This window comes from Pseudoalteromonas luteoviolacea CPMOR-1, assembly GCF_001625685.1.
GTDB classification, from domain to species: domain Bacteria; phylum Pseudomonadota; class Gammaproteobacteria; order Enterobacterales; family Alteromonadaceae; genus Pseudoalteromonas; species Pseudoalteromonas luteoviolacea_K.
Genome location: NZ_AUYC01000017.1, coordinates 20,780 through 47,466, shown reverse-complemented (window position 1 = coordinate 47,466; position 26,687 = coordinate 20,780). Strand labels below are relative to the sequence as shown.

General features: G+C 41.5%; 24 protein-coding genes. 11 read left to right on the top strand and 13 right to left on the bottom strand.

Annotation, left to right across the window (positions count from 1 at the left end):
* Positions 1 to 496: 496 nt before the first annotated feature.
* The gene (locus N473_RS06060) at positions 497 to 1,162 is read right to left on the bottom strand and encodes a GNAT family N-acetyltransferase (protein ID WP_063367146.1); all 666 of its coding nucleotides are present in this window, start codon (positions 1,160 to 1,162) and stop codon (positions 497 to 499) included.
* 130 nt (positions 1,163 to 1,292) lie between these two features.
* On the opposite strand from N473_RS06060, the gene N473_RS06055 reads away from it, so the two are divergent.
* The 3 genes from N473_RS06055 (at position 1,293) to N473_RS06045 (ending at position 2,626) form a co-directional block, all read left to right on the top strand.
* Positions 1,293 to 1,520, top strand: a complete 228-nt coding sequence (locus N473_RS06055) for a DUF2789 domain-containing protein (protein ID WP_063367143.1) — start codon at positions 1,293 to 1,295, stop codon at positions 1,518 to 1,520.
* A 67-nt stretch (positions 1,521 to 1,587) separates the two neighbouring features.
* Complete coding sequence (locus tag N473_RS06050) at positions 1,588 to 1,848, top strand: hypothetical protein (protein ID WP_063367142.1); 261 nt, start codon at positions 1,588 to 1,590, stop codon at positions 1,846 to 1,848.
* Positions 1,849 to 1,852: 4 nt separating this feature from the next.
* On the top strand, positions 1,853 to 2,626 hold the full coding sequence (locus tag N473_RS06045) for a Zn-ribbon-containing protein (protein ID WP_063367141.1): 774 nt from the start codon (positions 1,853 to 1,855) through the stop codon (positions 2,624 to 2,626).
* Here the strand turns inward: N473_RS06045 and syd are convergent.
* Complete coding sequence (gene syd / locus N473_RS06040; protein WP_063367140.1) at positions 2,620 to 3,168, bottom strand: SecY-interacting protein; 549 nt, start codon at positions 3,166 to 3,168, stop codon at positions 2,620 to 2,622. The two genes, N473_RS06045 and syd, sit on opposite strands and share 7 nt — an antisense overlap.
* Before the next feature lie 60 nt (positions 3,169 to 3,228).
* On the opposite strand from syd, the gene queF reads away from it, so the two are divergent.
* Entirely contained in the window at positions 3,229 to 4,074 is an 846-nt protein-coding gene (queF, locus tag N473_RS06035; RefSeq protein WP_063367139.1) for an NADPH-dependent 7-cyano-7-deazaguanine reductase QueF, read from the top strand.
* Positions 4,075 to 4,111: 37 nt separating this feature from the next.
* Here the strand turns inward: queF and N473_RS06030 are convergent, their stop codons facing one another.
* From N473_RS06030 to N473_RS06015, 4 genes are all read right to left on the bottom strand, one after another.
* Complete coding sequence (locus N473_RS06030) at positions 4,112 to 4,990, bottom strand: peptidylprolyl isomerase (RefSeq protein ID WP_196766369.1); 879 nt, start codon at positions 4,988 to 4,990, stop codon at positions 4,112 to 4,114.
* Between the two features lies 1 nt (position 4,991).
* Positions 4,992 to 5,810: a transporter substrate-binding domain-containing protein gene (locus N473_RS06025; RefSeq protein ID WP_063367138.1), complete on the bottom strand. Its 819-nt coding sequence runs from the start codon at positions 5,808 to 5,810 to the stop codon at positions 4,992 to 4,994.
* Entirely contained in the window at positions 5,810 to 9,457 is a 3,648-nt protein-coding gene (locus tag N473_RS06020; RefSeq protein WP_155735535.1) for a translocation/assembly module TamB domain-containing protein, read from the bottom strand. The genes N473_RS06025 and N473_RS06020 overlap by 1 nt, the downstream gene beginning before the upstream one ends.
* 83 nt (positions 9,458 to 9,540) lie before the next feature.
* Entirely contained in the window at positions 9,541 to 11,262 is a 1,722-nt protein-coding gene (locus N473_RS06015; protein WP_063367136.1) for an autotransporter assembly complex protein TamA, read from the bottom strand.
* 169 nt (positions 11,263 to 11,431) lie between these two features.
* Between N473_RS06015 and N473_RS06010 the strand changes: the two genes are divergently transcribed.
* On the top strand, positions 11,432 to 11,764 hold the full coding sequence (locus N473_RS06010) for a ribonuclease E inhibitor RraB (RefSeq protein ID WP_063367135.1): 333 nt from the start codon (positions 11,432 to 11,434) through the stop codon (positions 11,762 to 11,764).
* 50 nt (positions 11,765 to 11,814) lie between these two features.
* Here N473_RS06010 and N473_RS06005 read toward each other — a convergent pair whose 3' ends face one another.
* The 3 genes from N473_RS06005 to pyrC all read right to left on the bottom strand — a co-directional run bounded on the left by N473_RS06005 (position 11,815) and on the right by pyrC (position 16,031).
* Positions 11,815 to 13,566 carry a DEAD/DEAH box helicase gene (locus tag N473_RS06005; RefSeq protein WP_231099529.1) on the bottom strand — a complete coding sequence of 584 codons (1,752 nt, stop codon included), beginning with the start codon at positions 13,564 to 13,566 and terminating at the stop codon, positions 11,815 to 11,817.
* A 333-nt stretch (positions 13,567 to 13,899) separates the two neighbouring features.
* A complete protein-coding gene (locus N473_RS06000; protein ID WP_046358530.1) occupies positions 13,900 to 14,205 on the bottom strand; it encodes an H-NS histone family protein in 306 nt (101 codons plus the stop codon).
* A gap of 785 nt (positions 14,206 to 14,990) precedes the next feature.
* Complete coding sequence (gene pyrC, locus N473_RS05995; RefSeq protein ID WP_063367144.1) at positions 14,991 to 16,031, bottom strand: dihydroorotase; 1,041 nt, start codon at positions 16,029 to 16,031, stop codon at positions 14,991 to 14,993.
* A 308-nt stretch (positions 16,032 to 16,339) separates the two neighbouring features.
* Between pyrC and N473_RS05990 the strand changes: the two genes are divergently transcribed.
* The gene (locus N473_RS05990; RefSeq protein WP_063367133.1) at positions 16,340 to 18,709 is read left to right on the top strand and encodes an EAL domain-containing protein; all 2,370 of its coding nucleotides are present in this window, start codon (positions 16,340 to 16,342) and stop codon (positions 18,707 to 18,709) included.
* Positions 18,710 to 18,854: 145 nt separating this feature from the next.
* Here the strand turns inward: N473_RS05990 and N473_RS26970 are convergent, their stop codons facing one another.
* Positions 18,855 to 18,944: a hypothetical protein gene (locus tag N473_RS26970; protein ID WP_419555140.1), complete on the bottom strand. Its 90-nt coding sequence runs from the start codon at positions 18,942 to 18,944 to the stop codon at positions 18,855 to 18,857.
* A 300-nt stretch (positions 18,945 to 19,244) separates the two neighbouring features.
* Between N473_RS26970 and N473_RS05985 the strand changes: the two genes are divergently transcribed.
* The 3 genes from N473_RS05985 to N473_RS05975 all read left to right on the top strand — a co-directional run bounded on the left by N473_RS05985 (position 19,245) and on the right by N473_RS05975 (position 21,469).
* Positions 19,245 to 20,132, top strand: a complete 888-nt coding sequence (locus N473_RS05985; protein WP_039608832.1) for a LysR substrate-binding domain-containing protein — start codon at positions 19,245 to 19,247, stop codon at positions 20,130 to 20,132.
* A gap of 36 nt (positions 20,133 to 20,168) precedes the next feature.
* The gene (locus tag N473_RS05980; RefSeq protein ID WP_063367132.1) at positions 20,169 to 20,933 is read left to right on the top strand and encodes a YdcF family protein; all 765 of its coding nucleotides are present in this window, start codon (positions 20,169 to 20,171) and stop codon (positions 20,931 to 20,933) included.
* Between the two features lie 161 nt (positions 20,934 to 21,094).
* Positions 21,095 to 21,469 (top strand): hypothetical protein, encoded by a 375-nt coding sequence (locus N473_RS05975; RefSeq protein WP_063367131.1) that lies wholly within the window; start codon positions 21,095 to 21,097, stop codon positions 21,467 to 21,469.
* Positions 21,470 to 21,523: 54 nt separating this feature from the next.
* Here the strand turns inward: N473_RS05975 and N473_RS05970 are convergent, their stop codons facing one another.
* Positions 21,524 to 22,003, bottom strand: a complete 480-nt coding sequence (locus tag N473_RS05970) for a GNAT family N-acetyltransferase (protein WP_063367130.1) — start codon at positions 22,001 to 22,003, stop codon at positions 21,524 to 21,526.
* 75 nt (positions 22,004 to 22,078) lie between these two features.
* Complete coding sequence (locus tag N473_RS05965; RefSeq protein WP_063367129.1) at positions 22,079 to 22,732, bottom strand: glutathione S-transferase family protein; 654 nt, start codon at positions 22,730 to 22,732, stop codon at positions 22,079 to 22,081.
* A 109-nt stretch (positions 22,733 to 22,841) separates the two neighbouring features.
* Between N473_RS05965 and N473_RS05960 the strand changes: the two genes are divergently transcribed.
* Positions 22,842 to 23,690 (top strand): LysR family transcriptional regulator, encoded by an 849-nt coding sequence (locus N473_RS05960; protein ID WP_063367128.1) that lies wholly within the window; start codon positions 22,842 to 22,844, stop codon positions 23,688 to 23,690.
* A gap of 115 nt (positions 23,691 to 23,805) precedes the next feature.
* Positions 23,806 to 24,402: a porin family protein gene (locus N473_RS05955; protein ID WP_063367127.1), complete on the top strand. Its 597-nt coding sequence runs from the start codon at positions 23,806 to 23,808 to the stop codon at positions 24,400 to 24,402.
* Here N473_RS05955 and N473_RS05950 read toward each other — a convergent pair.
* A complete protein-coding gene (locus N473_RS05950; RefSeq protein ID WP_155735534.1) occupies positions 24,399 to 26,561 on the bottom strand; it encodes an ATP-binding protein in 2,163 nt (720 codons plus the stop codon). The genes N473_RS05955 and N473_RS05950 overlap by 4 nt on opposite strands.
* Positions 26,562 to 26,687: the final 126 nt, after the last annotated feature.

Sequence of the window (26,687 nt, the reverse complement as noted above, 5' to 3'; positions counted from 1 at the left end):
GACACTTCCTATGTCTGCACATCCTGTGCGCTATCCTATGCCACCTTGGCTCCTCTTCGCCTAGTCCTCGGCGCTCCTATCCCTTTTCGACACTTCCTATGTCTGCACATCCTGTGCGCTATCCTATGCCATCTTGGCTCCTCTTCACCTAGTCCTCGGCGCTCCTATCCTTTTTGACACTTCCTATGTCTGCACATCCTGTGCTATTTCCCTGCCTCTTGGCTCCTCTTCACTTATTTCCTTAAGCGCTCCGAACATCCCGTGTAAGATTCCGATACCATCCTAGTAGCAATATTTGCTGCTGTATCCTTTTATCCTTCAACACGAATAAGTTTAAGCGAATCAGTGCGAATAAATAGGATATATTCTCAATTAATTTTCGTAAAAATCTTTGCAACAAATGGAAATCCACTTTAAAAACAGTAGTTTAAATAAAAAACAAGGCTATTACCATAAGTCAGTTACTATGAATACGCACAACTATGTAGGAAAAGTCTCACAGTGCTTTTTCCAAATCGTCAGTACGTGCTTTAAACAACAAATCCCCAGATACCGAATTAAACGTAATGTCTTTCACAAGTTGATAGCCATGCGCCTCAAAAAAGTTCACCTGATTCCCTTGTGTCACAAAAACCGCCATCCCTGACATGAAGTCATTCTCAAGAACCAAAGAATCAAGCGCGTTCAATAAATAATGGCCATAGCCTGAGCCTTGATAATGGGGATCAACAGCAATAAAAGATAAGAAGTAGTATTCACCTAAATCCCTCAATTGGGCTTTAATAGTGCGCTCTTTATCTATAATTTGCTGAGTCTGCAACACACCCGCCCCCATCATTAATGTCAGTCGCCAATGCCAGCCAAAGCTTTTTTCAATCTCACAGTGAGACGCAAATGCACAAGCCACAGCAACCAAGTTATTCTCTGTATATATTCCTAAAATTGGTTGGCCTGATTTACCAAACCGGGTTAACTCTTGCCTAACTAAAGCCCTGAGTTTTGCATCATATTTACTTGAGTTCGGTTCATTAAGAATTTCAATTAAAAGTGGATCGGCTCTATACGCTTGGAATAATAAACTGGCAGCGACATGGATATCTTCAGGCTCAATAAACTTGACCGAGACTGAAGGCGCAAGTGCTTGTTTTTCTTTATTAGTCATAATATTCCCTTGTTTATCACTCATGCTGTTGAGCATAAAGTCAATGTATGTACTGTGTTTTTGATTTGATGAATAAATCATCAACAGCTTTACTATAATTGTAGACATTTTTATCTTCAACGGGGGCCATATGGATAATAGTTACCATTCTCTAAATGCATTATTCGCACAGCTGGGATTAGATAATAGTGACGAGCATATCTCACAGTTTATCGATAACAATAAATTACCGAGCAGCACCTTAATTGTTGATGCGCCTTTTTGGAATCAAGGACAAAAACACTTTATCGAAGAGTCGCTACGAGAAGATGCTGATTGGAGCGAAATTATTGACACCTTAGATACCTTATTACGATAAGCTTGCCTTGGCGTTGGGCTGAAAGTATAAAAGTGATAAACTAAGCTTTATTTTTTGGTCATTCACTATGCACCCTGCAGCTCAACAAGCCATCAGCATACTACTCGCTGAAGGAAAAACCCCCACAGTGGCAACTGTCAAAGCCAAATTGACCGAGCCACTCCCTATGCCCACGATTATCGCCGCGTTGGCCACTTACAAAAATAACCCAGAGGCACTTCAGCATGCAGCTGAGCAAAGCTCACCCACATCTTCTGAGCCACAAAGCCAGTTAGATAGGATAGAAGCTAAACTAGATAAGCTGTTGGCGCTTTTGGAAGAGAAGTAACATCATGTTTGTTGTAGATTTAACTTTTGACTGCTATCAAGACACCACGCTTGAAAAAGCAGAGCAAGCAATTAATCGCCTTGTCAATGCACTGCGTTTTAACGGCCAAATTATTGGTGATGAATTTCCAACTGTGCTCAAAGATGGCTATTTCATCACACGTGTAATGTGCCCTCTTGAGGACTCACTACACCCCTTGCACCATAGCCCGTTTGTCAAACATGCCATTGAACAATTACAACAGGCAGGACTGTTAGCACCAAAAGTCAAAGTCATTGGCCAAGACATTCATGCTAATGGCGCAGATCAATGCCAAGCCCCGTCCTGTTATATTCTCTACACGACCTATGTGCACACATGTAGCCCACTGTACTGTGGTGATGATTTTCAGCCAGTGCCACTGTACAACATCCCAGCTATCGCCAATGGCGACTATAAAGCACTGATCAAATGGCAAGAGGATTGGCAAGCATGTGATCAGATACAGATCAATGGTGCGACCCGCTGTGAGTTTGCAGCGTTAGAAGAAATTACCAGCTTATCTAGTGATTTATCACGCAGAGGGCTCGATTTATCAAAACGTATTCGTTATCTGACTGAAAAACCAGTCTACTACTATTTGTATCGAGTTGGCGGAGAAAGCTTGGAAGCAGAAAGACAAAGAAAATGCCCAAATTGCGGTGGCGATTGGGCACTGAGTGAGCCTTGGTTTGGTTTATTTGATTTTAAGTGCGATAACTGTCAATTAGTCTCAAATATTTCTTGGGATTTTCAGTGATCAAAGCTTAAGTTAGCTAAAAACGACTCTATGTCCTTAGCCAATACATGATGTGTTGGCTTTCCTACATACTCCAAGCACACTTCACCACTATTGAGCTTTACTGAAATCAACAAATCATCTCTATCGGTCAAACCAATGAAAACCGTATCATCTTGTTTCAAGCGGCGCTTCATTAATACATGACCTGTAATATTCTGTTGTAAATTCACAAAGTCATCGTCATTCCACACCTGCAGCAATTCAATGTCATTGCCATCAAACTTCGCTTGAATATTACCGGCATATACCGCTCCATAATAGGCATGCAGTGCAGGTGGAAACGTCACCTCAAGCGCCTTTGCTAGGTCTTCAAGTCCCTGTTGAGGTGTTCTCACAACCGCTTGCCACTGAATGTTTCCAGCATTATCGGCATCACCTATCTCACAGCGGCTTGGGTAATTTGGATCATATTGGATCATAGGCCGATGCCCATATTGGTGCTCTGTTGCAGCCGCATACTGCTGATGTATTGTTTCCATCAAAGTTGTCAAAGAAGCCATACTGCCATTCTCGTTTTAATTCGCTATAATTCCGGCCATTGTAACCACTATTGGTGAAACATGACAGATTACAACAACGCCCCTGAACTTCAGGCTTCACTACTCGGTAAAACGACTGAGTATGCATCTGCGTATGATGCATCGTTATTACACCCTATTGCACGTAAGCTAAACCGCGATCAAATTGCAGTAGATGAGCAAGCATTGCCATTTAAAGGCGAAGATACTTGGACAGGCTATGAGCTCTCTTGGCTCAACAACAAAGGTAAACCACAAGTCGCTGTGGCAACGTTTGTTTTTCCATGTCAAAGCTCTCATATTATCGAGTCAAAATCGTTTAAACTGTACTTAAACAGTTTTAATCAAACCCGATTTGAATCGGCCGATGACGTCCATAAACACCTGACAGATGATTTGTCACGCGCCGCTAACTGCAACGTCACAGTCACTTTATTTGGTCCGGATGAGTACAACTGTCTTCCATTCACTCAACTGCCTGGTGAATGTATTGATGATTTAGATGTAAATATTGATACATACAGCCCTGCAGAGGGCATGTTAATGCATGCCAACGAGAGTGAAGTGTCTGAAACCCTATATAGCCACTTATTGAAGTCGAACTGCCTCATCACTTCTCAGCCAGATTGGGCAAGCATTGTGATCCGTTATGAAGGTAAGCAAGTCTGTAGAGCATCTTTACTTAAGTACTTAATCTCTTTTCGTGATCATAACGAATTTCATGAGCAGTGTGTTGAGCGCATCTACTGCGATCTTCAGCGCGCGCTTCAACCCAGTAAACTTGAAGTATATGCCCGTTACACACGTCGTGGAGGGCTAGATATCAACCCATATCGTTCCAGCGAGCAAAACACCACTGGATTTAACGTGCGCGTCAATAGACAATAATCAAAAAGTGCCGCATTGCGGCACTTTCATTTAATATTTACCGTTGTCTTCTGGTCGGCACACTGATAGCACACACATCAACGTAGTTAGGCGTAAACTTAAACCAAGGCTCAGGACGATTTGTTCTTGCAGCCACCAGCTCCTCAAACTCAGCCGAATCTGTCTGTAAATACTCAAACACAGTCTGGTCTTGTGCGGCAATCTCGCTTAATACGTTCACCCCTGTGATTGGGTTAAAAGGCCTATCCTCCACAGCTGTGCGCTGTAGCTGTTGCACATGCTGCATCCCCTCCAATACCCGGCCAAACACGGTGATATTGCGATCTAAATAACGCTGCGGTGAAAGTGTGATATAAAACTCTGTACCGCCACTGTTTATTTCATTCCCGCGTGCCATGGCAAATGCTCCCGTACAATGCGTCATCCATGTTTTTGTGCCTCCATGATTTTGCCCCACGGCAAAGCCATTAAGAAAACCAGTACGGATCGCGTAGCCATCAGATCCATCTAGCGCCATAATGGGTAATCGTTTATCTGTTTTATAAGACAGCTCTGCATCGATACGTTTCTTTGCCAAAACGGGCACTTTGCTATCTGTAGGGTCACCTCCCTGCGCGACAAAGCCCTCCACAAAACGATATACACTGAGTCCATCATAAAACCCTTCCTGTGCTAGCAATTTCATATTCTTTGCATGATTTGGCGCAAGTTGAGTATTGAGTTCAACGTATACATAACCGCTTTCTAGCTCAATTCGAAGCACATTATTATTATCAATTGTTTGCCATACATTGCTTGGGGCGGTGTTAATAATTTCAGCGGGAGCACGCACAGGCGTTTCAGGTTCCTCTGTTTGCTGCATACACCCTGTCAGCAAAACAGCTGTACTCAATATAATAGAACTCGCTTTTATCATGTTACTTTTTATACCATAACTGTGGATTATCTGTAGGTGCACTCGGTGGCAAACGACGATTTTTCAGTTCAATCAGTTTGCGCTTTTCCAGTGACAAGTCGTCAATTAGTTTCGCAAAATGAAGCGAAAATAATTTATCAAATTGGCCATCTTTTAAAGCCTTATCCAATCCGCTTTGCAACGCTGAATACAGTTCATGATCTTCTTTATCAACAAAAAAATAAACGGCCGATGGGTAGTAAAGTAGTAGCTGCTGTTCCGCGAATGTCTTATACCCCCGCATAATATCAGGCAACTCCAATACGCTGATTGGTATCGCATCAAAGCGATCTGATTTAAGCATATTAAGCGCACCAGATAGAGTATGAAATGCATTTACAGAGAGTTTATTATCAACAAAAATATCATGATCAGGCCAATCATGCCTCAGCCCATAATGAAATGACTGCAATTGTGAAATGTGGCTTAAATTTGAAAACCGACGCTGTTGTGACTCATTAATGAGCAAAATACGATAACCGAGTAACCCTTTTACAATCGGAAATCGAATAGCACGGGCCATATTTTCTCTTTCAAAACTGGTTACGGACCAAAATATATCAATGCCGTTTTCTTTACCTAACAATCGAATTGCGCGGCTTTGTGTAGGAATATTCTTTATGTATGTTAGTTCGTACGGCGCTTTTTGATAAGATAAAGCCAGTTCGATTAATTCTAAAACATAAGGATGAGCTCCATCTGTTACCCTCACATACTTCGTGTCTGCAGCAAACGTTGTGCAACAAAACAATGCAACGAGCAAATAGCTCAAATAGCGCATTAATCACCCCAATCAAACTTATACAACAGATCAATACTATCATATAGACCACTAGTCGCTTCTATGTAAAGCTTTGAAAATATTCGATAACGTACTGCAATTTCACTCAGCGAAGCAAACACCCCAACTCGATAGCTAACTTGTACGCTCGGTGTAATGTAACCCGAAAGCTCTACCTGTGTATCGTCACCACTTCCTTTTGCTGCTAAATTAATATCTCTCAATCCTAACTTTTTTCCAGCTTTTGTAAACAGTCCTTTACTTTTATCAATTCCTTTCGCAAGTAAAAACTGTGCTAATAGCGTATTATTTGAGCCATCACTAGCGCCAAGTGGTTCACCATTTAATAAATACTCTAACGCCCGTGCTTGATCCATAGCTGGCTCTGAAAAAATGGTTAAGTGCGGCGATGCGACACTGCCCGTTGCCATTACCCCGGCAATCACGTCATTGGCTGTCGTATCAGGGTTACGAATTGCACGTATATTCAAATACGGCTTATCCGGTGCGCCATTGAAACCAAGCTGCCCTTGCTCAATGATGAGATCTTGACCAAATGCCGTAAACTTCCCTTCCCGCAAAGAGACTTCTCCCCCCATTAATAGTGCATTACCAGATTGACGCTCAATATCCAATGCACCAGTCAAATAGGCATCGAGCCCAAGCGCTGAGATCCGCACATCATCGAGCAGTTTAATATCAACATCAGCTTGGTAATCAACAAATAGCTCGTCATCTTTAGTTGCAAGGTCATCAATAATCACTTGATCATCACTCACCAATACAGCCCCCTCCGGCAGTGTATCAAGGGTAAATCGTGCATGCGGGATCACAACCTCGCCAGCCAAGTCGAGTAGCTGCCGTGCATATTTGACCCTTAAGTCTGGTGAGATAGCCACTTGTACCCCAGACATCGGAGTCAACAACAGATCTCTGCCCTTCATATTCGCGTTAAACTGCAAGCCAGATTGCCAATTAATATCCCCTGCCAGCTGAACCATGCCTTCTTGAGACGTTTTTAAGTCTCCTAACACTTTAACTTGGCGATCTATGAAATCAGCTGAGAGATTTAACTGTGTTACCTGTAATGGCAAATAACTAGACTGTACACTGATTTGCTGCGCCCTCAACTGACCTGAAAAAAGAGGATCGAGCACGTCACCAGAAAAATTGACACGGCCATCGATCTCACCTGTTAAATCAATGTCAGGCCATATGAGAGTGCGTGCATGGGGAGTAAGCTCATCTAGATTTACCCCATCAATCTCAATGTACCCCGATGCTTGCTTTTCTTGCTGCAAATCCGCAAATGACAGCTCACCTTTAAAGAGTCCTAATTTTTCAAATTCAACATGCCATTGTGTTTGTAACTGCTCCATAGTGCCGCTAGCCGATACTTTGAACTCATCAATGTTCAATGTCCTAGCTGGTAACCCATCTGTACTCTGCGCGGCTTCATCTGAGGATACGATGGTGATACGCGCTTGGTTCACTTGAAATTGGCTATTGAACTCGTCAATATCACCTTTTAATACACTCACTTTTGCATGGCCATTAAGCTCACCATCAAGGGTTACGCCATTACCAATCCACTTTTGTGTGTCATGTAAAGCTATATGCTCTAAACGTAATTCAGCATCGCCCTGCAGCTCATTCACCTGAGCTTTAAGGCATGCTTGGCCCTGATTAAACCGCCAGCAGTGATCTGCGATCGCTAATTGTGCCAAGCCCACTTTAAGCGAAACAGGTTCTGCTAACTCGCCATTAAGCGCATCAAACTCAAACGCACTTTGCTCTACTTGCCCTCGCCAAATGTCTTTATCAATGTGACCTGATACGTTTGCCGAAAATGAGCGTTGCATATTACCAAACATAATTGATGCAGCGTGCGCGGCACGATCTCCCCGAAGTTCAAACCGTAGCTTCGCATTATTAAGCTGACTAAAATCAACATTAGAAGCATACAATTCAATATTACTTTGATAGTTATTTTTACTATCTAATTGCGCGACAATATTGCCTTGCTGTAATGAAAAGTCAGCAGCACTTATTTGATCAATTGCCAAGTTTAGATCGATAAACGGTTCAAACACACTGCCCACAACTTTGACGTGCCCACCCAGTATTGCATTAACGGGCAAAATGGTATTCGCACTATGATTGATATTGGCCTGCAACCTTAAATCAACCTCTTCAGCCAAGCTCCCTGTTACCTTAATTGAACTCTTCCCATACTGTACTTCCGCGCGCTTTAAATTACCGATGTATTGATCATTCACATCACCACTGATTGAAATATTCAATGGCATATCTGCAATTACCCCGTGTAGATCGAGTTCATTTATATTCATCAACCAGCTATCTTCAAACGATGAAAGCGCAAGATCGTATTGACCGGATAGCACTGCGCTACGCTTCAGACCAAGGTTCGGTAGAGGCAGCTCAAATAGCGCCCCCTGTGCGCTTGCCTGTAAACCATTTTGCCATGATATTTGTCCTGTTAATTCAGTGAAAGCTTCCGCCATCGCAATGCGCGTGCTCTCTACTCTCACCTGAGATAGACTCCCTGACGCAGCAGCCTCTATCGATACCAGTTCCGCCTGGCCTAATAACTCAGGAGCATCTATCGTGCCTTTTACTTGCGCACGATAGTTATTTAAATCACCACCACTTACAATTGTGAATTGAGTCAACTTTCCTGTCTTGGTTATCGGGGCATTTGATAATTGCGCCTCTAACTGATAGGGCCAATTTAGGACAGTTGGTGTTACCTGTAAATCCAACCTAGCATCAACACGACCAGACACCCGCCCGTGCAACGACAATTTGTCCATATTCCCTTTCAAAGCCATAACGGCAGCCCCCGTAGGCATTCCAACCCCCGCAATCCCCTCAACATGGTAAGTACCCAAATTAACATTCAAGTCAATATACGAAGAAAAGTCTTGATGCGTGAGCTCAAATTGTTCAACTTGGACTAATTGGTGATCAACCTTCATTGCTAGACTCAGCGCGCTGAGCTCTATTGGCTGCTGTTCCGGTGCTAAATAGATAAACTTAGATAACAGCACCTTATTTACGTCAAGGTTGAGGGGGAAAAAGATGTCAGGAAGCATCAAAGGTGCCAGTTGCTCTGGTACACTCAATGCGTTATTCGCGGATGCTTTTACTGACTTAACTTCCACTGACTGTGCGCTCAACTGCGACACGTTCAACTTGTCACCTTTACCCAGCGCCGTAAATTCGAAGTCATCCACCACCAACTCCATATTGGCAGTATCCACATCAATTGTCTCAATTGACAACGTTTCAATACCTATCGACACAGGTAATGACAGATAACTGTTGGTTTGTTCATTAACGCCATCTGAGGTAGGTGAATCGACACTTTCGTCCTTTGTCGATGGTGGTCCAGCAACAGAGACCTTGATACCTGTGCTTTTTAAGCCGATACACAAGGTCGCGCAATCAAACCACCTCACTGTCAAACGCATATCATTAATCGATATAGAGACTCCCTGCGTCTCATAGCTAATATTAGTTAGCCCGCCAGAGAGGAGCCTTCCTGAATCCAGTGCAACGTGTAACCCCGGAACCCAACTAGTCACTAGGGCTATCGCCACTCGGTTACCTAAGTGCGTTTTCATTAGCAAAAACAGAAGCAAAATTATGCAGCTGAGCACTGCCACCCACTTGCGCTTCAATACGGAAAAAACATCAAACTGATTCACTATATCTCTGGCCCTATCACAATACTCAACCGTGTACTTTTACTGGGCTTACTCAGCCCCCAAGCATGATCTACACGAACAGGGCCAAATGGCGTGATATAGCGAAAGCCAAATCCAGCCCCCACAGACCACCTCTCCTCAAAATCGTTGGTTGCCGTGCCAGCATCTACAAATATTGCTGCACGCCAGTTTGGTAAAAATTGATAGTTATATTCAGAACTTGCCGTGACTAGATATTTTGCACCTAATAACTCACCTTGTGGTCCTTTTGGCGAAATCGATTGAAACGCAAAGCCTCGTATACTTTGATCACCCCCAGCAAAAAAACGCATATTGAGCGGCGTTTCATCAAACTCTTTCGCAATTAATGCGCCTAACTCCGCTCTGAGTAAAATTAAATGTCGGTCTTTATAGCTCCTAAGCCAAGCTTGTTTCCAACGAACTTTTGTCAATGATGTTGAAGAGACAACACTTTTATGTGCAACCTCAATTGTGAATAACTGCTCACTTCCCCAAAAAGGAGTCATGCCCCCCTTGCTCCTTTTTCGTGCGTAACTCACTCCTGGTAATAGCATTTCAGTGTCGAGTAACAATCCTGTTTGCTCACTTCGTTCATGCTCTCGCTTCAAAAACGCAGTTCTGACCCAGCCACTATCGAATACCCACTGTCGCTGTAACTGAACATTCCATGTGGTGAGTTTCACTCCCTCCGTCAAGTCATCTTGTAATTGATAGCCACCTAATACACGCCAAAGATCATCATTAGGGTCGCCAACCGGAATTGTATATGCACTGGTTATATCTTGTTTTCGTTCAGACAAATTCAGATCTGTTTCAAATGAGTGCCCAAATTGATTCACCCATGGCCTTTTCCATTTGAACCTAAACTTTGCATCAAGATCGGTGCTGTAACCTCCACCGACTTCAAAGCTATTGGCTGGCCTATCTGTCACGTCGACTCGAATAGGTACTTTTCCTTTATGGCGCTCTTTTAACAATGGGTAAACAGTCACACTGGCAAAATATGGCGTCTCATTTAATGCAATACTGTAATCGCTCAATTTTTTTGCATCATACTCGGTATTTTGATCAAATGTCGCCAACTCGGTGATAAAGCGAGTCGCTTTTGACTGCCCTGACAGTTTTAATTCACCGAACATATACCTTGGGCCCGACTCTAAATATAATTTCGCTGCACCTTGCTTCAAAGCTTGATTAATCTCTAATCGACTTTCTTGCCATGTAAAATCAAAATATCCCCGCTCTAGTAAGATACTCTCTATTTGATTTTTCGCAGCACCGTACAGATCATGACGGACTTCATCACCGACTTTAATCGGCAGTGTCTTTAAAAAAGTTTGTATAACCGGATCCGTATCGGCGGCACCAAAAAGACGTACGTCGACACTGTGCCAACGAAAAGGGGGAGCAAGTGCCACTTGCACGCTTAATTGTTGTGAAAGACTAGAGAACTCAACCTCAGTACTAAATTCATAATAACCCAAGGCTTGAAGCGCCAATCGAACGTCCGCCTTCATCGCCTTCTTTTGACGATGGGAGAACACCTTGCTTTGATATTTTTTTAAATATAATGCGATATTTTCATCGACCTGCTCATTTTCAGAGTGCACCTCAATGGCTTCAATGAGGAGCTGTTCACTCGCGTATGCAGTGTGAATAAAGGCAAATAGAATAATCAAATAAAGACTAATACGTGGCACACAAACCCTTTTAATTTAACTTTCAGTACACAGTGGTCAAATTAAACACCACAAGACATTCAAACTATCACAGGCAATCCCAGTTTCTCGACAAAAATTTACCAATGACGCTTTTTATTTCAGCTAGGATAACGGACAATAAGCACAATTTTACTAATTGAGTGATGATATGCAATTTCCAAATGATGACAATGGTCAGCTGTTATCTGAGATCGCAGCCGCTGGTATCGATCTGTCGCAAATGCAAAAAATTGATTTTTATATATTATTTGAGCAAAAGGATAATGCTGAGCAATTCATTGATGCCATAAGTAAAGATGACTTGGCACCACAAACCAAATTAGGAAAATGTCCTGATACAGGTGTTTGGGAAGTATTAACCACAGTGACCATGGTGCCTGCACATGAATTACTTAACCAAACTGAGCAATACTTAGAGTCAATCGCAAATGGACACGAGGGTTATGGCGACGGCTGGGGTCTGATGGCGGAAGAAGAGTGAATCAGTCAAGTCGCAGCTAACGCGAGCTGCGACTTCTCCTTTGGCTTCAATCAGCTTTTATCCGCAACTCTAAATCCACCCTGATAATCAAAGATCTTGTCAATGATTTGCCAGCCATATTTTTTGTGTTGCTTAGCAATAACAAAGTCTGGAGCATTTAAAGTTGTGATATCCACCTCATTTACGCTATTCCATTTCCCAACTTGCTCAGCTGTTTTAAGTCGTTTGGCAAAGTTTTTATGAAAATAGAATCTACTACCTTTATTACTAAAGTCGTAAACCTCGCTGACATCTGCTCCATCTTCATCAAAGTACGTCACTTTCAGCACTTCTGATTTAATGACTTCTGCCGCCATACCACAACACCGTAAAACCAATGCATTTTTTAGATTTAGGGCATCACGAAGTTTATCATCAGGATCAGCCATCACCTCTCCACAACTCAAACACTGCCTCGCTGCAATATCATTTTCTGCACCACAGTGGTCGCACTCTTTAAACCTAAACCGATAGTCACACTGAACAGTCTCACCCTCAGCGTCATTTTCTAATACACCTTGGCAACGCCTTCCATAGTGCTCTAACAGCTTACCTTGTTCATCTAGCTTGCCCCAGAATGTGTTAGCAAACCCACAACCAGGACATAATACTTGTACCGGCTCACTGTCTGGATTCGGTTTCACCGTACCAACTTCAGGATGAAAAAGGTCAAACGCATTGCCCGCGTAGTCAATCACCAAGCAATCTTTTTTACCTTTATCTAAGCGCAGTCCCCTACCCACGATCTGTTGGTATAAACTCACCGATTCGGTCGGTCTCAATATGGCAATAAAATCGACATGAGGGGCATCAAATCCAGTTGTCAAAACAGATACATTTACAAGAAACTTAATTTCCTTATTTTTAAATCGTGTAATAATATTATCGCGCAGCTTATTGTCCGTATCACCAATCACCAGCTCGGTTTCAGCACTTGGCAAATAACGAACAATTTCTTTGGCATGTAATACCGTTGCAGCAAATATCATGACCCCTTGTCGAGACTCAGCCTCATTTAACACGTGCTCAATAATACTTTTTGTAGCACGTGTGTGAGTGCTCAGCAGACTGTTCATATCACTTTCACTATATCGCCCAAAACTGTCAGCTTTTAATGCACCAAAGTCATAATTCTCTATTGCTGGATCAATTTTTTTAGGAGGAGTTAGGTATTCATTACTGATCATGTAGCGCAGTGGTAATTCATATATACATTTATTGAATGGACTGTCTTTTTCACCACGGATAAAGCCATGATAATGTTCGCGGTATATCCAACCTAAACCAAGTCGATAAGGTGTTGCGGTTAAGCCTAACAATTTAAGATCAGCATTAAACTCTCTTAATCGTTTCATCACCTGCATATATTGACTGTCTTCTTCACCACTGACGCGATGACATTCATCAATAATTACTAATGAGTAAAAAGTATTGAGCAACTCTAAATTTCGAGCCAAAGATTGAACCGATGCAAAAGTGACCTGTTGGTCTAATTCTTTTTTATTTAAACCTGCTGAAAATATGCTCGCTTTGAGACCATAACTCTCATATTTCTGAGCATTCTGCTCAACAAGTTCTTTCACATGGGTTAGCACTAAAATTTTTCGTTTCGCCACTCTCGCTAATTCAGCAATAACCAAACTTTTTCCTGCACCAGTCGGCAGCACAATCACAGCAGGAGTACTACTTTTTCTAAAATGTGAAATCGTGTTTTCAACAGCTTCTTTTTGATAGGGCCTAAGCGTGTAAATAACGCACCTCACGTAACCTCCCAATGAAGGTAGAGAGTATATCATCGTTCTTGTTTAAGAGACTATGTAACTCTAAGTTATACATGGAATAGAGTTTATATTTACAACACCAATATACCCAATAAAGGTACACCTTAATATACTTGTTATTAAAATAGGTAATTAAATTAATCAATAGAAAAGAAAAGTTTAATGTTGCCGATAAAGTATTCAAAGCGACAAAGCTAAAACCTGTAAAAACTCAGCTTGTCATTAAAATAAAAACAGGTGAGGTAACTTAGCTACCTCACCTGCCAAAACGAATAGTTCCTTTCGATTTAGATATTGATTTAAAATATTTTATAATTATATCTTATAATCATCTAAATTTACATTTGCGAACGCTTTCGGTGTTTTACCACGCCCTGTCCACTCATGTACTTTACCATCGATTTCAATTCGATATTTTGGACTGACTTTGCTGCGCTTGTCCGTAGCACCAGAACCAACTAAGTCATCTAGCGTTAATCCTTTCTCTTTTAGTAGAGCTAGTACTTCCTCCTTCGCTTCCGCTTGCTCCTGTTGTTGAGCAATGGCTTCTTGAAGTAATTCATGAGCTTTAGTTAGATCACTGAAGCTAGCATTTTTAATAAAAGATTTTATTTCACGCATTAGATTTCTCTCACAAAGTGTTAATTACAATTTTCATTGAAGTATTAAAAAACTCTAATACTGAGAGTATATTATATTTATATATTTTCAAATTAATAGACATTATTTTAATCAAAATATAAATTACTAAAAACAGGTACAAGATAAGCATTAACAAAAACAGCATTAATTTTTTTCAATGTGAATGTATAAGAAAACAATTAAGCACCTGTTTAAAAAAGATTTAATTTATAGCGATTGGTTACACTCAGGCTTTTTCTCTAATAAAAATTTCAACATTCTTTCTCAATTTTTTTTATCTATCTAAGTAATCAGACCACTTTTTAATAAGCTTTTCAGCTGTGAATGGATAAAATTCTATGCAATAAGACTCAAAACCACTGCTTATTTGCACTCCTTATGCCGTTATTTCCCACTTCCAACATTCTCTTTTAAGTATACGTACATGCATAAAAATTGGTTTTGTGGCGATAAATAGCACAGATAATGTATATGAAAAATTAATCGCCAGTTCGCTTTTACAAGCAATCTTTTTTGAGCTGATAAATAAAGTATAGAAACAAAAAATGTGCGTAACACAGGGCATGCTTTCAAGCTCAAACGGAGTAAAGTAGCTTTACGAAGGGAAGTAATCTATTTATATAGTTTTAACTGGGTAGTACGGTACTAAACAAACTGATAGTTATTGCGCTAAAAACCCTCTCAAAAGCGTTCTGGCTTTTAATATCAAAAAGGCTACATAAGCTGTAGCCTTTAGATCTGTCTGTGAGTTCACTTAATTAAGCTTACTCAACGACCTTCCAATCAATCGTTGCACCAGCTTTAATCGGAACAACGTTTGTATTACCGAGAGGGTAAGACTCAGGTACCTGCCAAGCACTTTTTTCTAAAGTAATCGTATCTTGGTTTCGCGGCAATCCATAAAAATCAGGACCAAATAAGCTCGCAAAGCCTTCTAGTTTGTCCAACGCACCTGCGTCTTCAAATGCTTCTGCATATAACTCAATTGCCGCATGTGCAGTATAAGCCCCCGCACAACCACAAGCCGCTTCTTTTTTATCTTTAGCATGAGGTGCTGAATCCGTACCTAAGAAGAACTTTTTACTACCACTTGTAGCAGCATCGATTAATGCTTGCTGATGGGTATTGCGTTTTAAAATTGGCAAACAATAGTAGTGAGGTCTTATACCACCAGCCAGCATGTGATTACGATTGTATAAAAGATGGTGGGCTGTGATCGTTGCAGCCACATTATCTGGAGCAGAGCGCACATACTCTACTGCATCTTTAGTAGTAATATGTTCAAGTACGATCTTTAATGTAGGGAATGCATCAACAACTTTGGCTAACTTAGTCTCAATAAATACCTTCTCTCTATCAAAAATATCGATCGATGAGTCGGTCACCTCTCCATGGATCAGTAGCAGCATACCTACTTCTTGCATCGCTTCAAGCGCAGGATATACGTTTTCAATATCCGTCACACCCGAATCAGAGTTCGTTGTCGCCCCTGCTGGATATAACTTTGCCGCGTATATATGACCACTTGCTTTCGCTTTTCTGATCTCTTCCGGTGTCGTATTATCTGTCAAATACAGAACCATTAAAGGTTCAAAGCCTGCTTTAGGGTTCGCAGCCATAATGCGGTCTTTATATGCAAGTGCAGCGTCTGTAGAAGTCGCAGGAGGTACAAGGTTAGGCATAATGATGGCGCGCCTCATATACCGACTTATATCACGTACTGTATCTTTAAGGACATCACCGTCTCTCAAATGTACGTGCCAATCATCTGGGCGAGTAATGGTAAGGGTCTGATTACTTGTCATTGCTAATTTCCACTGCTGAATTTGCCCGATCATAGGCCCTGTCAGGCGTTTAGTAAAGAGATTCACTTATTTTGTCAGCTATAACCTATTTCATTTTATCCAATACGCTTACACACCAGCAACCTTTGACTGTATTTTAACTATCTGTTGCTATTCATATTATTGAAAAGCCTCCCTCAAACGTCCCTTTATAATGGACAATTTGTGCGTTTTTTTTTACAGTGCTATATCTACTTTTTTACAACATAATTTGAGATTACATTGTTATGTAAGATAACGTACGTTCAATGTCCAACCGAGTATTGCCTATGCTGTTAGAAAAAAAATTAGAATCAAAAACAGAACAGTTGAGCATTATCAATCAGTTTTCCTCGTCTTTATTACAAATCACCCATTTAGAAGAACTTTTTGACTATGTCACTGCCCAAGTCGTTAAACGACTTGGGTTTGTTGACTGTGTGATTTATTTAGCAGATCAGGATAATGCACGCTTAGAAGTCGTTGCGAGTATGGGAGTTGCAGAAAAAAGTGAGCGCTATGAAGTCGCCCAGAAGTCCATCCCAATTGAGGCTGGGATCACGGGGCATGTAGCGAGAACAAAAACCCCGTTCATTTCCGGCGATTTGACTCAAGAGCCCATGTATATTGCAGACTCTCGTCCCGCTTTATCAGAGCTGTGTGTCCCTTTAGTTTATAAAGAACAACTTATTGGGGTGATTGATTGTGAGCACCCCGAACAAAACTATTTTACATCTAGCCACTTACAAATTTTGTCAACGGTTGCTCACCTGCTGAGTGCCAAAATACATCAGGTGCGCACAGTCGATCACCTTACCGCTACCGTCTCACAGCTCAACGAGGCACAAATGATAGAAAAGTGCATATTGAAAATAGCCAATATCACCTATCACTCCCAAGAGCTTGATACGTTTTATGATGAACTATACAAAATCATTAATACTGTGTTGCCAGCTAACAACTGCTTCATTGGCATTTATGATACCAAACAAGATGTTCTGGACATTGAATACTTAATTGAAGATGGTGATAAATGTTTTGCACAACAAAAAGTATCCAAGGCTCAGTTAAAAAATACCGCTTCATACTATGTCATAAGAACACAGTCCGCCCTGCTGTGTGACCACCAGCAATTCCAACAGCACATCAGTCAAGGTCACTTTGAAATGATTGGCCGTTCACCACAAGCTTGGCTTGGAGTTCCGTTTGTCGTGAATGATCAATATCAAGGTGTCATCGTGCTACAAAGCTATCAACACCAAGAGACCTTCAATCGACAGCACTACACTATCCTCACCTACATCAGTAGACAAATTAGCATGGCCATTGACCGCCGACTTGCAAAACAAGCGCTAGAACACCGAGCATTGCACGATGATCTAACAGGCCTTGCCAACCGCTATTTGCTCATTGAGCGTATGAAACATGCTATCTTGTCGCTTGGTCGACAAACCAGCTCAAATATTCACTGTCTGATATACCTAGATTTGGATCGGTTTAAAAGCATCAATGATTCTTTGGGCCACGATGTGGGCGACAGATTTCTGATTGCCATTGTGCAAGCATTGCAAACCTGTATTCGTAAAACAGACACATTTGCTAGGCTTGGCGGCGACGAATTTGCAATATTCATGGAAAATATTCAGGATGAGGAGCAAGTAGCCAAAGCTTTAGAGCGTTTAACGCAGGCCATTGCACATCCCTTTGTGATCGATACCCATGTTTTGCAGGCATCCAGTAGTATTGGCGTGGCTTTCACAGAAGACGACTCTGACAACGCAATTACTTTATTACAACAAGCCGATGCTGCGATGTATGAAGCTAAATCGGCTGGCCGCAGCCAAATACGCTATTTTAATAATGCCATGCGCAGCAAACTAAAACATCAAGCGGATATAGAAAATGATTTGCAGCATGGTATTTCCAATGGTGAATTTGAGCTGTTTTTTCAGCCCATATTTACCCTAAATCAACCGCGTGTTGTTAGCTTCGAAGCGCTAGTTCGATGGCATCACCCCACAAATGGTTTAATTGCACCAGATAAATTTATTCCCATTGCAGAAAGCACAGGACAGATTATCGAGCTCGATAAACATATTTTACACCTTGCAGCCACACAACTAGCAAGCTGGAAAAATCAAGGAATGCCCGACGTTAAAATTACCGTCAATGTCTCCTCGCGACATTTTGCCAGCCTCGAATTTATTGAAACTATTCACAACCTCTATAATGAATACGACCTCAAAAAAGGCAGTCTTTGTCTAGAGATCACAGAGTCAGGCTTAATTGAAAACTTAAGCCTTGCCACCAAGATAATTAATGGTATCACCCCTTTGGGCGTGCAATTATATCTCGATGATTTCGGTACTGGTTACTCTGCACTAGGCTACCTGCATCAATTACCTATTCATGTCTTAAAAATAGATAAAAGCTTTGTAGAACAACTTTCCACAAAAGACAGTCCGTTGATCGATGCCATTTTATCACTGGCTAAATCTCTACAATTACAAGTTGTAGCAGAAGGAATAGAAACACCTAAGCAATGGGCAAGGCTAAAACGCAAAGGATGTCAGCTGGGGCAAGGATATTTAGTATCAAAGCCTATGCCCAGTGATAAAGCCATGGCATTTTTACAAGCTCAAACTGGTCAAACAACCTAAATAGTCGAATAAATAATACGTCAAACCTCACTGAGCCCCCATAACATTAAATGGTGTGCTCAGTGTGAAAGCCATATTAAGCGTGCTCTTCTTGTCGCTATTTTATCGTGTTAGCTCGCTTTGCTAACACTGCATTTTCGCGTTTTCAGAGCACATCAGGATTCCCCCAAAAACGTTCAACAACGAACTTCAACTCACGTCGCTTGCCAACACGGGGAAAACCTAAATTATGAATAATGGCCCTAATTTGAAACTCAACTTAGATGTTTGGACGTCAAAAAAACAGCCCCAACGGTGATTTTTCTCAACTGATTGATTCTCAAATTCAACATGAGCAAATTTAATTTGTATTTTTTTTAAAAAAAGTTAAATAAATAATGACAACGCTGTCAAAAATAGTGTTATAGTGATTTAGTGAAATTTTGAACAATCGCTGATGGAATTGTAGACGTCCAGACGTTGAATGCCCTGCTTGTACAGCGTAATATGGATGTAATCTGAGTTTTACTCACGTTTAGAATGAGATTTATTAATGATGATAGACATTAAGCACCTAAAAACCATTGCTACCCTGAAAGATACTGGATCACTGGTGAACACTGCACGTGAGTTATTTTTAACTCAGTCTGCTTTGTCTCATCAAATTAAAGATCTAGAAAACAAATTAGATTGCCAGTTATTTGAAAGAAAAACCCAACCAGTTAGGTTTACACCACAAGGGATGCTGCTACTGGAACTTGCCAGTGAAGTATTACCTAAAGTTGAAGCCACAAAATGTCGCCTCAAAGAGAGCTTAAATCAGCCCATCTCACAATTAAAATTGAGTGTAGAGTGTCACGCATGTTTTCACTGGTTGTTACCAACAATTAAAGAATTCAATAATTTCTGGCCTGATATTCGAGTCGACTATGAACAAGGGTTTAGCTACGACGCAATACCTGAATTATTAAATGATGAGCTAGATATTGTACTCACCTCAGATATTCGCGAGCCAGACCAACTTGAATACGCGCATGTTTTTGACTTCAAATTAAAGTTAATCGTTGCCCCTGATCATGAGCTTGCAAAAAAAGCCTACGTGACAGCACTAGATCTCAAAGATGAAACAATCATTTCTTACCCTATCCCTAAAGAGCGACAAGACATATTTAAGCACTTTATTCAAAATGCACGCTTTGATGGTACGCTAAAATCAGTTGATCAAGGTCTACTTATTTTTCAACTTGTGAGTGCAGGAATGGGCGTTGCCGCATTGCCTGATTGGCTAGTCACACCGTATGAAAGCCAAGGGCTCATCAAATCGATTCCATTGGGAGCGCTTGGTCTAAGTCGACCTATGTACTTGGCAATGAAAAAGAGTATGAAAGATAATCCTGTTTATCGACACTTTTTAAACACCTGCAAGCAATCTATTAGTCGTTAGGTTAAACTAGCTCTAACTCAATAGTTAGAGCTTACTATGTTTGAACTAAAAAAAATTATTGGTAGCCTACTCATGCCGCTACCAGCTTCACTGCTTATTATTTTTTTATTGCTGCTACTCATTTCAAAGACACATAAAAAAAGCTATATATTGAGCGTTGTGATGGTCATGGCTCTATGGATGATCAGCACTCCCTATGTGGCGAACTTACTGATCACACCTCAAGAGCAGTCGCTCCCGACGCTATCAGAAAAATCCCATCAACACGTTGACGCCATTGTCGTGCTTGGCGCAGGGTTAGCACCTAACGCTCAACTACCAGCAAACAAACAGCTTTCAAGTACCGCACTCGCGCGATTGGTTGAAGGGATCAGGCTTGCACATTTCTATCCTCACGCTGAACTCATTGTGTCTGGGGCAGGCTTTAATCACACAACCAGCAGCGCATTAATGGCTCAAACTGCCAAAGCGTTGGGTATAACAGCCGATCGAATCAGACAAAATCCCAAGGCAAGAGACACCGCAGATGAAGCGATGTTGTTAGCTCCACACCTCGTAGACAGCACCGTTATTCTTGTCACATCAGCCAGCCACATGCGCCGAGCACAAGACTTATTCGCGGCACAAGGCATAGATACCATTCCTTCAGGGGTTGAAGTGTATAGCTTTTACAATACTCCCCCCTATCGACGGTTTATTGCCTCTAGTAATACGCTTCAAGCCGTAACAACCTACGTACATGAAGAAATTGGTCTACTTTGGATCGCACTGAGACGCAGTCTAGATAGTGAGGCTCTTTAGGACAAATTGTAATAAAAACGCAAAAATTGAATAAAGTTACACCTAATGAAACTTGAATCTGTGCTTAAAAACGCAAAAAATTGAAAAATTGCTCAAAAATAGGTATAAATGGCGTTTATTCTTAACCTGCGTATCCACGTACAACACGACTGGGATCTACGATGAGTAAACTTGATAAGACTGAAGTTCTAAGCGCGTTTGAAGCTGCTTATGAAGCTGTGAATGGCAAAAAGCCAGAAATCACGATCAAACCAGGCTGGTACAGCATTGATGGTGGCAAAAATATGCGCCTAGCTGATGTCGCTGCACTAACCAAAGAGCTGACTTCAGGCTCTGCTGGTGCAAGCGAAGAAAAGCCAGTTCAAAAACCGGCTGCAAAAAAAGCGGCTAAAAAGCCTGCACCTATAGCAAAAGCAAAAACGGCGGCCTTTACGGTTGTAAAAGCAAACGAAGAAGGCTTCAAAGCTGAAGAAGCTTGGATTGTTGAGCTTGCAGAGAAAGACCACGATTGTCGTCTTCCTCGTGGTGTTGTTTAAACACTAAAAAATGCGGTGCCACATCGTAATCATGTTGGCACCTCATTATTCTGCTTATTCTGACACCAAATCACTAGTAAAACGCTGCCTTGTTACCTTGCCCCAATAATCATCTTCATACATATCCTCGGTAAACGCTGATCCCACAAATTTATTAATTGCGCTGCGCCAAAACATGGTTGCATCATCAGCCCCCGCTATTTGCTTAATGGTCCAATCCCCAGGGAAATATCGCCAAAGCGCGTGTGCAAAGTGAGTCCCCAACTTTGCTTTTCGAAATACCGGTACAATATAAAACTCCGCAACTTCGTAATTGCCATCAGGTTCGCAATAAACGGCCGCGATGCCGGCTGGTATTCCTGATTCAATACAAATAAACGCAGCAACGTTTTCGTTCGCTATGTCTGTATCCAATTCAAACATCCCATTTTGCAATGGCATTTTCTCTGTTAACTTAGAAAACTCAGCTTCATAAGCTTGCGCAAGATTAAAGTAAATAGCTTGATTTTCAGCTTCAATGGTAACCAGTTTCATTCCTCATTTCCCATCGATTAAATTTTCCTTAGTCTATCGTGAAATTAGGTGAACATTATGGAGTATTCCTTTGGACTATCTATCCACACCAGTTTCATTGCACTGAACAACCTCCTCTTCTAACAATGCTTGATCCCGCCAGCGCGACAGCACAGGGCAAGCAAGTACCTGTTCCACATATTTTCGTGCACAGGCGCTTAATTCAACACCATAGGTATCAAATCGCAGACAAACAGGTGCAAACATCGCATCAACCATAGACCACTCGCCAAATAGCCACTCACCTTTTTGTCCATCGCGGTGCATTTGTTCAGTAAAAATTGTCTCTACTCGATGAATGTCTTTACGTACTTGCGAATTAGCCTCAACATAACGTTTGGCTCTAATATTCATCGGCAACGCATTTTTCAATGCCCCAAAACTACTGTGCACCTCAGCACATAAAGCACGTGCTCGCGCCCTTTCAGGAGCACTTTTCGGTAGCGCTGCACCAGATAGATAAGATTCATTGATATATTCTAAAATAGCAAGAGTCTCCCAAATCGCCACATCACCATCAACTAACACAGGGACTTTCAGGGTGGGGCTGATCCCTTCTAGCGTCTGATAAAACGACTCAGTGGCTAAATTTAGTTTTATTTCCTCATAATCTAAACCAAATTTTTCCAGTAATAACCAAGCTCTCAACGACCATGTCGAATAGTTTTTATTACCTATATATAACTGCATCATATCTCCCTAATTTTTAATTTATATGTGTAATTGCGTTAATCCTAAGTTGTAATTCGCACTAAAACTAACGGATAATTTAAATACAACACATCAAAATAATTGATAGATGGACATAGACGCACTTAAAAGCTTTCTCGCTTTTGTTGAAACTGGCAGCTTTAGCCGAACAGCCATACAAATGCATAAAACCCAATCGGCAATCAGCATGCAAATGAAGAAGCTTCAGCAAGATGTCGGGCAAACATTATTTATCAAGGAAGGACGTAACTTGCATTTAACCGCTGAAGGCGTCGCGCTAGCTGGATACGCCAAGAAGATAATCCAGTTACAGCAAAGTGCCTTGGCGAATTTGCGTTCCGCGACACCCAAAAAGCTACTACACCTTGGCTGTCCTGATGACTATACTGAATCAGTCTTACCTGTTTTGATTCAATTGTTACATCAGCATATCGAGCACCTAGAATTACACGTAACCTGTGCCTCAAGTCCAAATCTACTGTCACAACTAGATAGAGGGCTTATCGATATTGCCATCATCACCCGCAATGCGGATTCTGAACAAGGCTATTTATTATGCCAGGATAAAGGAGTTTGGGTTGGTGCAGAGTCAACTCAATTATTAGAACAGACCAGCTTACCTTTAGCTGTGTTCCAAAAAGAATGCAGGTTTCACCAAGCAGCCATTGAAGGCTTAATGAAGCAAAATAGAGCTTTTCATGTCATTGCTTGCTCGGGCAGTGCCAGCACATTACGTGGTTTAGTCAAACACGACATCGCTGTCAGCGCCATGGCGAACCTAAGCCGTAACGCCCTACCAATATTACATGACTCGAGGCTCCCCTTATTGCCAAATATAGAAATTGCGTTAGTCAAACATACTGGTGCGAACGCAGTACTCCCTGACATTCAACTTGAACAAGTATGCCAACAATTTCAGCACCAGTTTCAGTGTTAATTATTATCTCACGCACATTCTCACCAAGCCTTACACTTTTTGACAACGGGGACACAGACTCTCACAAGGCTTGCCCCTAAACTGAGTCACAAGTTAACCAAATGGAATATGCGTAATGAAAACTTTATCTCTACTCTCACTTGTCCTTGCTGCAACAGCTTCTTTTTCTTCAATGGCGAATACTGTTGATGAAAAACACAGAATCGGTGCACAACTGTCTGGTGGCTCAGCGTCTTATAAAAGCTCTAGCCAAGACGGTGATGGCGTTGGTCAATTGTATGTGTATTACAACTATCAGTTTGATCCAACATGGGCGTTGGAAGTCGGTTTAAATGGCGGGAGTGACTCAGACAATTGGGAGTGTACAGATACTCAAAATAGAAAGTTCACCTGTACTCAGCTAAATAAAACACTTTTTGGGCTCGGTGCAAATGACATCGATTATGGCAACTTAATTGTCGCCGCAAAAGGCCAATACCAACTGACTAAGCAAAACTCTCTGTATGGTAAGCTTGGTGCCAACTTCTATGATTACGAAATTAATCGCGGTAGCACTACACTTGTTGAAGAAGACGGTGTTGGTTTTGTCGCTGAACTGGGCTGGCAATATGACTGGCAAAATGGCATGGCGATGAATATAAGCTACCAATACCTAGATATGGGTGATCTAGATGTTTCAAGTCTCGGTTTAGGTGTTAGCTACCGCTTCTAAGCGTCCGGTTGATACGGTATATAAATGGTAATATCTACTCCACCCATAGAACTGTGTGCTGCACTGATGTTACCACCATGTGCTTGGACGATCTGCTGACAGATCGCCAAGCCAAGTCCAGAGCCACCATGATCTCGGCTGCGTGACCCTTCACATCGATATAATCGCTCAAATATTTTATCGAGATCCTCGCTTGCCACACCAGGAAAGGAGTCTTGCGTCGAAATCATTACCCCTTTTTTATTCATTTTTAAAGTCACCCTAGTTTGACCTTCAACACTTGTATAAAAGTGGCTATTTCTCAATAGGTTAAATATGACCTGGCGGATCCGTGCTGCATCTAAGTCAAACAAGGGATTGTCGACCTCTTCAGCATAAGTCAAAGATTGCTGCTTGGTGGCATACATTGGCTGAAACTCTTCAACAATTTCTTTTAGTAATATGCTTACATCAACAGGCTGCTTATCGAGCACCATGGCATCATTGTCAAATTGCGCCGATTGATAAATATCTTTGATGAGATTATCTAAATGGCTAATCTTTTTCTGAATTTTTATAAAGCCCTTAACCGGATCAGGTTCAATATTGTGCTGCATCGCTTCCACTGTCAGTTTAAGTGCAGCCAAAGGCGTACGCAATTCATGGGAAACATCTGCCAGTAAACGATTTTTCTGAGCTAAAGACTGCGCCATCATATCCGCTTCGAGCTCGACAAACTGCTGTTTTTGCACCTGCCGCTTATAAATGTAAATACCTATCGCCATAAAACATAACAACAAAGACGCCCCCATTCCTCGTTGCAACTTTAAATTTTCTAAGGTGGCTTGTGCGAGAGCTTGCTCATTTTGAATCAACTTTAATGCTTGCTCTTGCCGAATAAACTCAACGTTTTGCTGCATGGTTAACGCTTGCTGTTTATCTAAATCATGATACAGCAGGGTTCGAGCTTCTATAAATGACTCTAAACTTTGCACCGCCAATTTATACTGCCCTAATTGTTCTAATGCCTGTGCTTGATATTTATGTAAAGTCGCTCGATAGGAAGTGCCTATATCAGGCAACGCTAATACCCACTCAATTTCAGACAGCGCGGATTCATACTGTGATTGTGCGAGCCAAATCTCAATCATCACTATTCTGACAGTATGCTCCGTTCTTTTTGCCTTTGCTTCTAACGCCAATGTCAAAGCTTCTTGTGCGACAGCCAAAGCTTGCGTTAAAGCTTCTTGAGCAACATAAATATTGGCCAATATACTCAACTGCCAAGCTAAATCGCTATTTGCACCGCTTGCACGCGACAACTCAATACCAGCTTGGCTGTGTGATAATGCCTGAGTAATGTCTCCTAACTTTAAATATACTTGGCTGAGCTTACCATGACTATTTGCTATGTGGATCGGATCTCCCAACGCTTTATCAACTTCTAAAGCCTGCTTAAAGTGCTGTAAGGCTTGTTGAAACTTTTCCAAATCACGATAAATTTCACCAATGTTATATAACGAATTCGAAATACCCTGCTGATTTTGTAGCTGCCGTTGAATATTCAGAGACTTTTCATGAAAGCGCAGCGCCAACTGCAAGCTTCCCATATAATCATAAATTACCCCAAGTTGGTTATAATAAGTCGCTAACCGCGCCTTATCCTCTATTGGCGCCACCAATGAGATAGCATCTTTTATTACCTGTTCAGCTTCACTATAATTTGCTTGATAGCGTAATGCCCACGCCAAAGAGTGCAGAATATCACTGCGTAGCGTCACATGTTCTTTAGGCACAAGATCGCGTGCTTGTTCCAGTAACAATAAACCAACACTGATGTCATTTTTCTTCAAGACCAATTGTGCTTGGAGTAATTTGATATGTGCTGGCGCATCCTCAAACTTCCCCATTACAGGTAGATATGATTCTAATTGGTACAAATGCTGTTCGGCTTCTTCGAAGTAACCCAGTCTCGTTTTCGCTTTAACTTCTATGACTTTAAGCTCAAACCAAAAACGTGAACTCGGTTGAGGGTGTAAAAACAATTGATTTAGTTCTTCCACTTTACCTAAAGTGAGTTTGGGGTTTTGCTCAAGAGCGGTAGAAAGTTGAGTTAATGATGTTTGTACCTGCTCATCAGCGCCATAACTGAGCGGTATCCACATTAAAATTATCAGCAAAAAATTAACTTTACGACCAAATAACACAGTATAGCGTGACTCTCAAAAAAGGGCTTTTTAAGGCATAAAATGCTCAAGCAGCAACGGCCAAACGCTCAGCATTGTGCTTGTTCTATTTCTTACACT

Bases quoted from the DNA above. Each gene is read 5' to 3' on its own strand.
- N473_RS06000 (WP_046358530.1), bottom strand. From the start codon at position 14,205: ATGCGTGAAATAAAATCTTTTATTAAAAATGCTAGCTTCAGTGATCTA.
- N473_RS05980 (WP_063367132.1), top strand. From the start codon at position 20,169: ATGTTTGAACTAAAAAAAATTATTGGTAGCCTACTCATGCCGCTACCA.
- N473_RS06060 (WP_063367146.1), bottom strand. From the start codon at position 1,162: ATGACTAATAAAGAAAAACAAGCACTTGCGCCTTCAGTCTCGGTCAAG.
- N473_RS05990 (WP_063367133.1), top strand. From the start codon at position 16,340: ATGCTGTTAGAAAAAAAATTAGAATCAAAAACAGAACAGTTGAGCATT.
- N473_RS06030 (WP_196766369.1), bottom strand. From the start codon at position 4,990: ATGATAAAAGCGAGTTCTATTATATTGAGTACAGCTGTTTTGCTGACA.
- pyrC (WP_063367144.1), bottom strand. From the start codon at position 16,031: ATGACAAGTAATCAGACCCTTACCATTACTCGCCCAGATGATTGGCAC.
- N473_RS05960 (WP_063367128.1), top strand. From the start codon at position 22,842: ATGGACATAGACGCACTTAAAAGCTTTCTCGCTTTTGTTGAAACTGGC.
- N473_RS05965 (WP_063367129.1), bottom strand. From the start codon at position 22,732: ATGCAGTTATATATAGGTAATAAAAACTATTCGACATGGTCGTTGAGA.
- N473_RS06045 (WP_063367141.1), top strand. From the start codon at position 1,853: ATGTTTGTTGTAGATTTAACTTTTGACTGCTATCAAGACACCACGCTT.
- N473_RS05985 (WP_039608832.1), top strand. From the start codon at position 19,245: ATGATAGACATTAAGCACCTAAAAACCATTGCTACCCTGAAAGATACT.
- N473_RS06025 (WP_063367138.1), bottom strand. From the start codon at position 5,810: ATGCGCTATTTGAGCTATTTGCTCGTTGCATTGTTTTGTTGCACAACG.
- N473_RS06010 (WP_063367135.1), top strand. From the start codon at position 11,432: ATGCAATTTCCAAATGATGACAATGGTCAGCTGTTATCTGAGATCGCA.
- N473_RS06050 (WP_063367142.1), top strand. From the start codon at position 1,588: ATGCACCCTGCAGCTCAACAAGCCATCAGCATACTACTCGCTGAAGGA.
- queF (WP_063367139.1), top strand. From the start codon at position 3,229: ATGACAGATTACAACAACGCCCCTGAACTTCAGGCTTCACTACTCGGT.
- N473_RS06055 (WP_063367143.1), top strand. From the start codon at position 1,293: ATGGATAATAGTTACCATTCTCTAAATGCATTATTCGCACAGCTGGGA.
- N473_RS05955 (WP_063367127.1), top strand. From the start codon at position 23,806: ATGAAAACTTTATCTCTACTCTCACTTGTCCTTGCTGCAACAGCTTCT.
- syd (WP_063367140.1), bottom strand. From the start codon at position 3,168: ATGGCTTCTTTGACAACTTTGATGGAAACAATACATCAGCAGTATGCG.
- N473_RS05975 (WP_063367131.1), top strand. From the start codon at position 21,095: ATGAGTAAACTTGATAAGACTGAAGTTCTAAGCGCGTTTGAAGCTGCT.
- N473_RS05970 (WP_063367130.1), bottom strand. From the start codon at position 22,003: ATGAAACTGGTTACCATTGAAGCTGAAAATCAAGCTATTTACTTTAAT.
- N473_RS06020 (WP_155735535.1), bottom strand. From the start codon at position 9,457: ATGAAAACGCACTTAGGTAACCGAGTGGCGATAGCCCTAGTGACTAGT.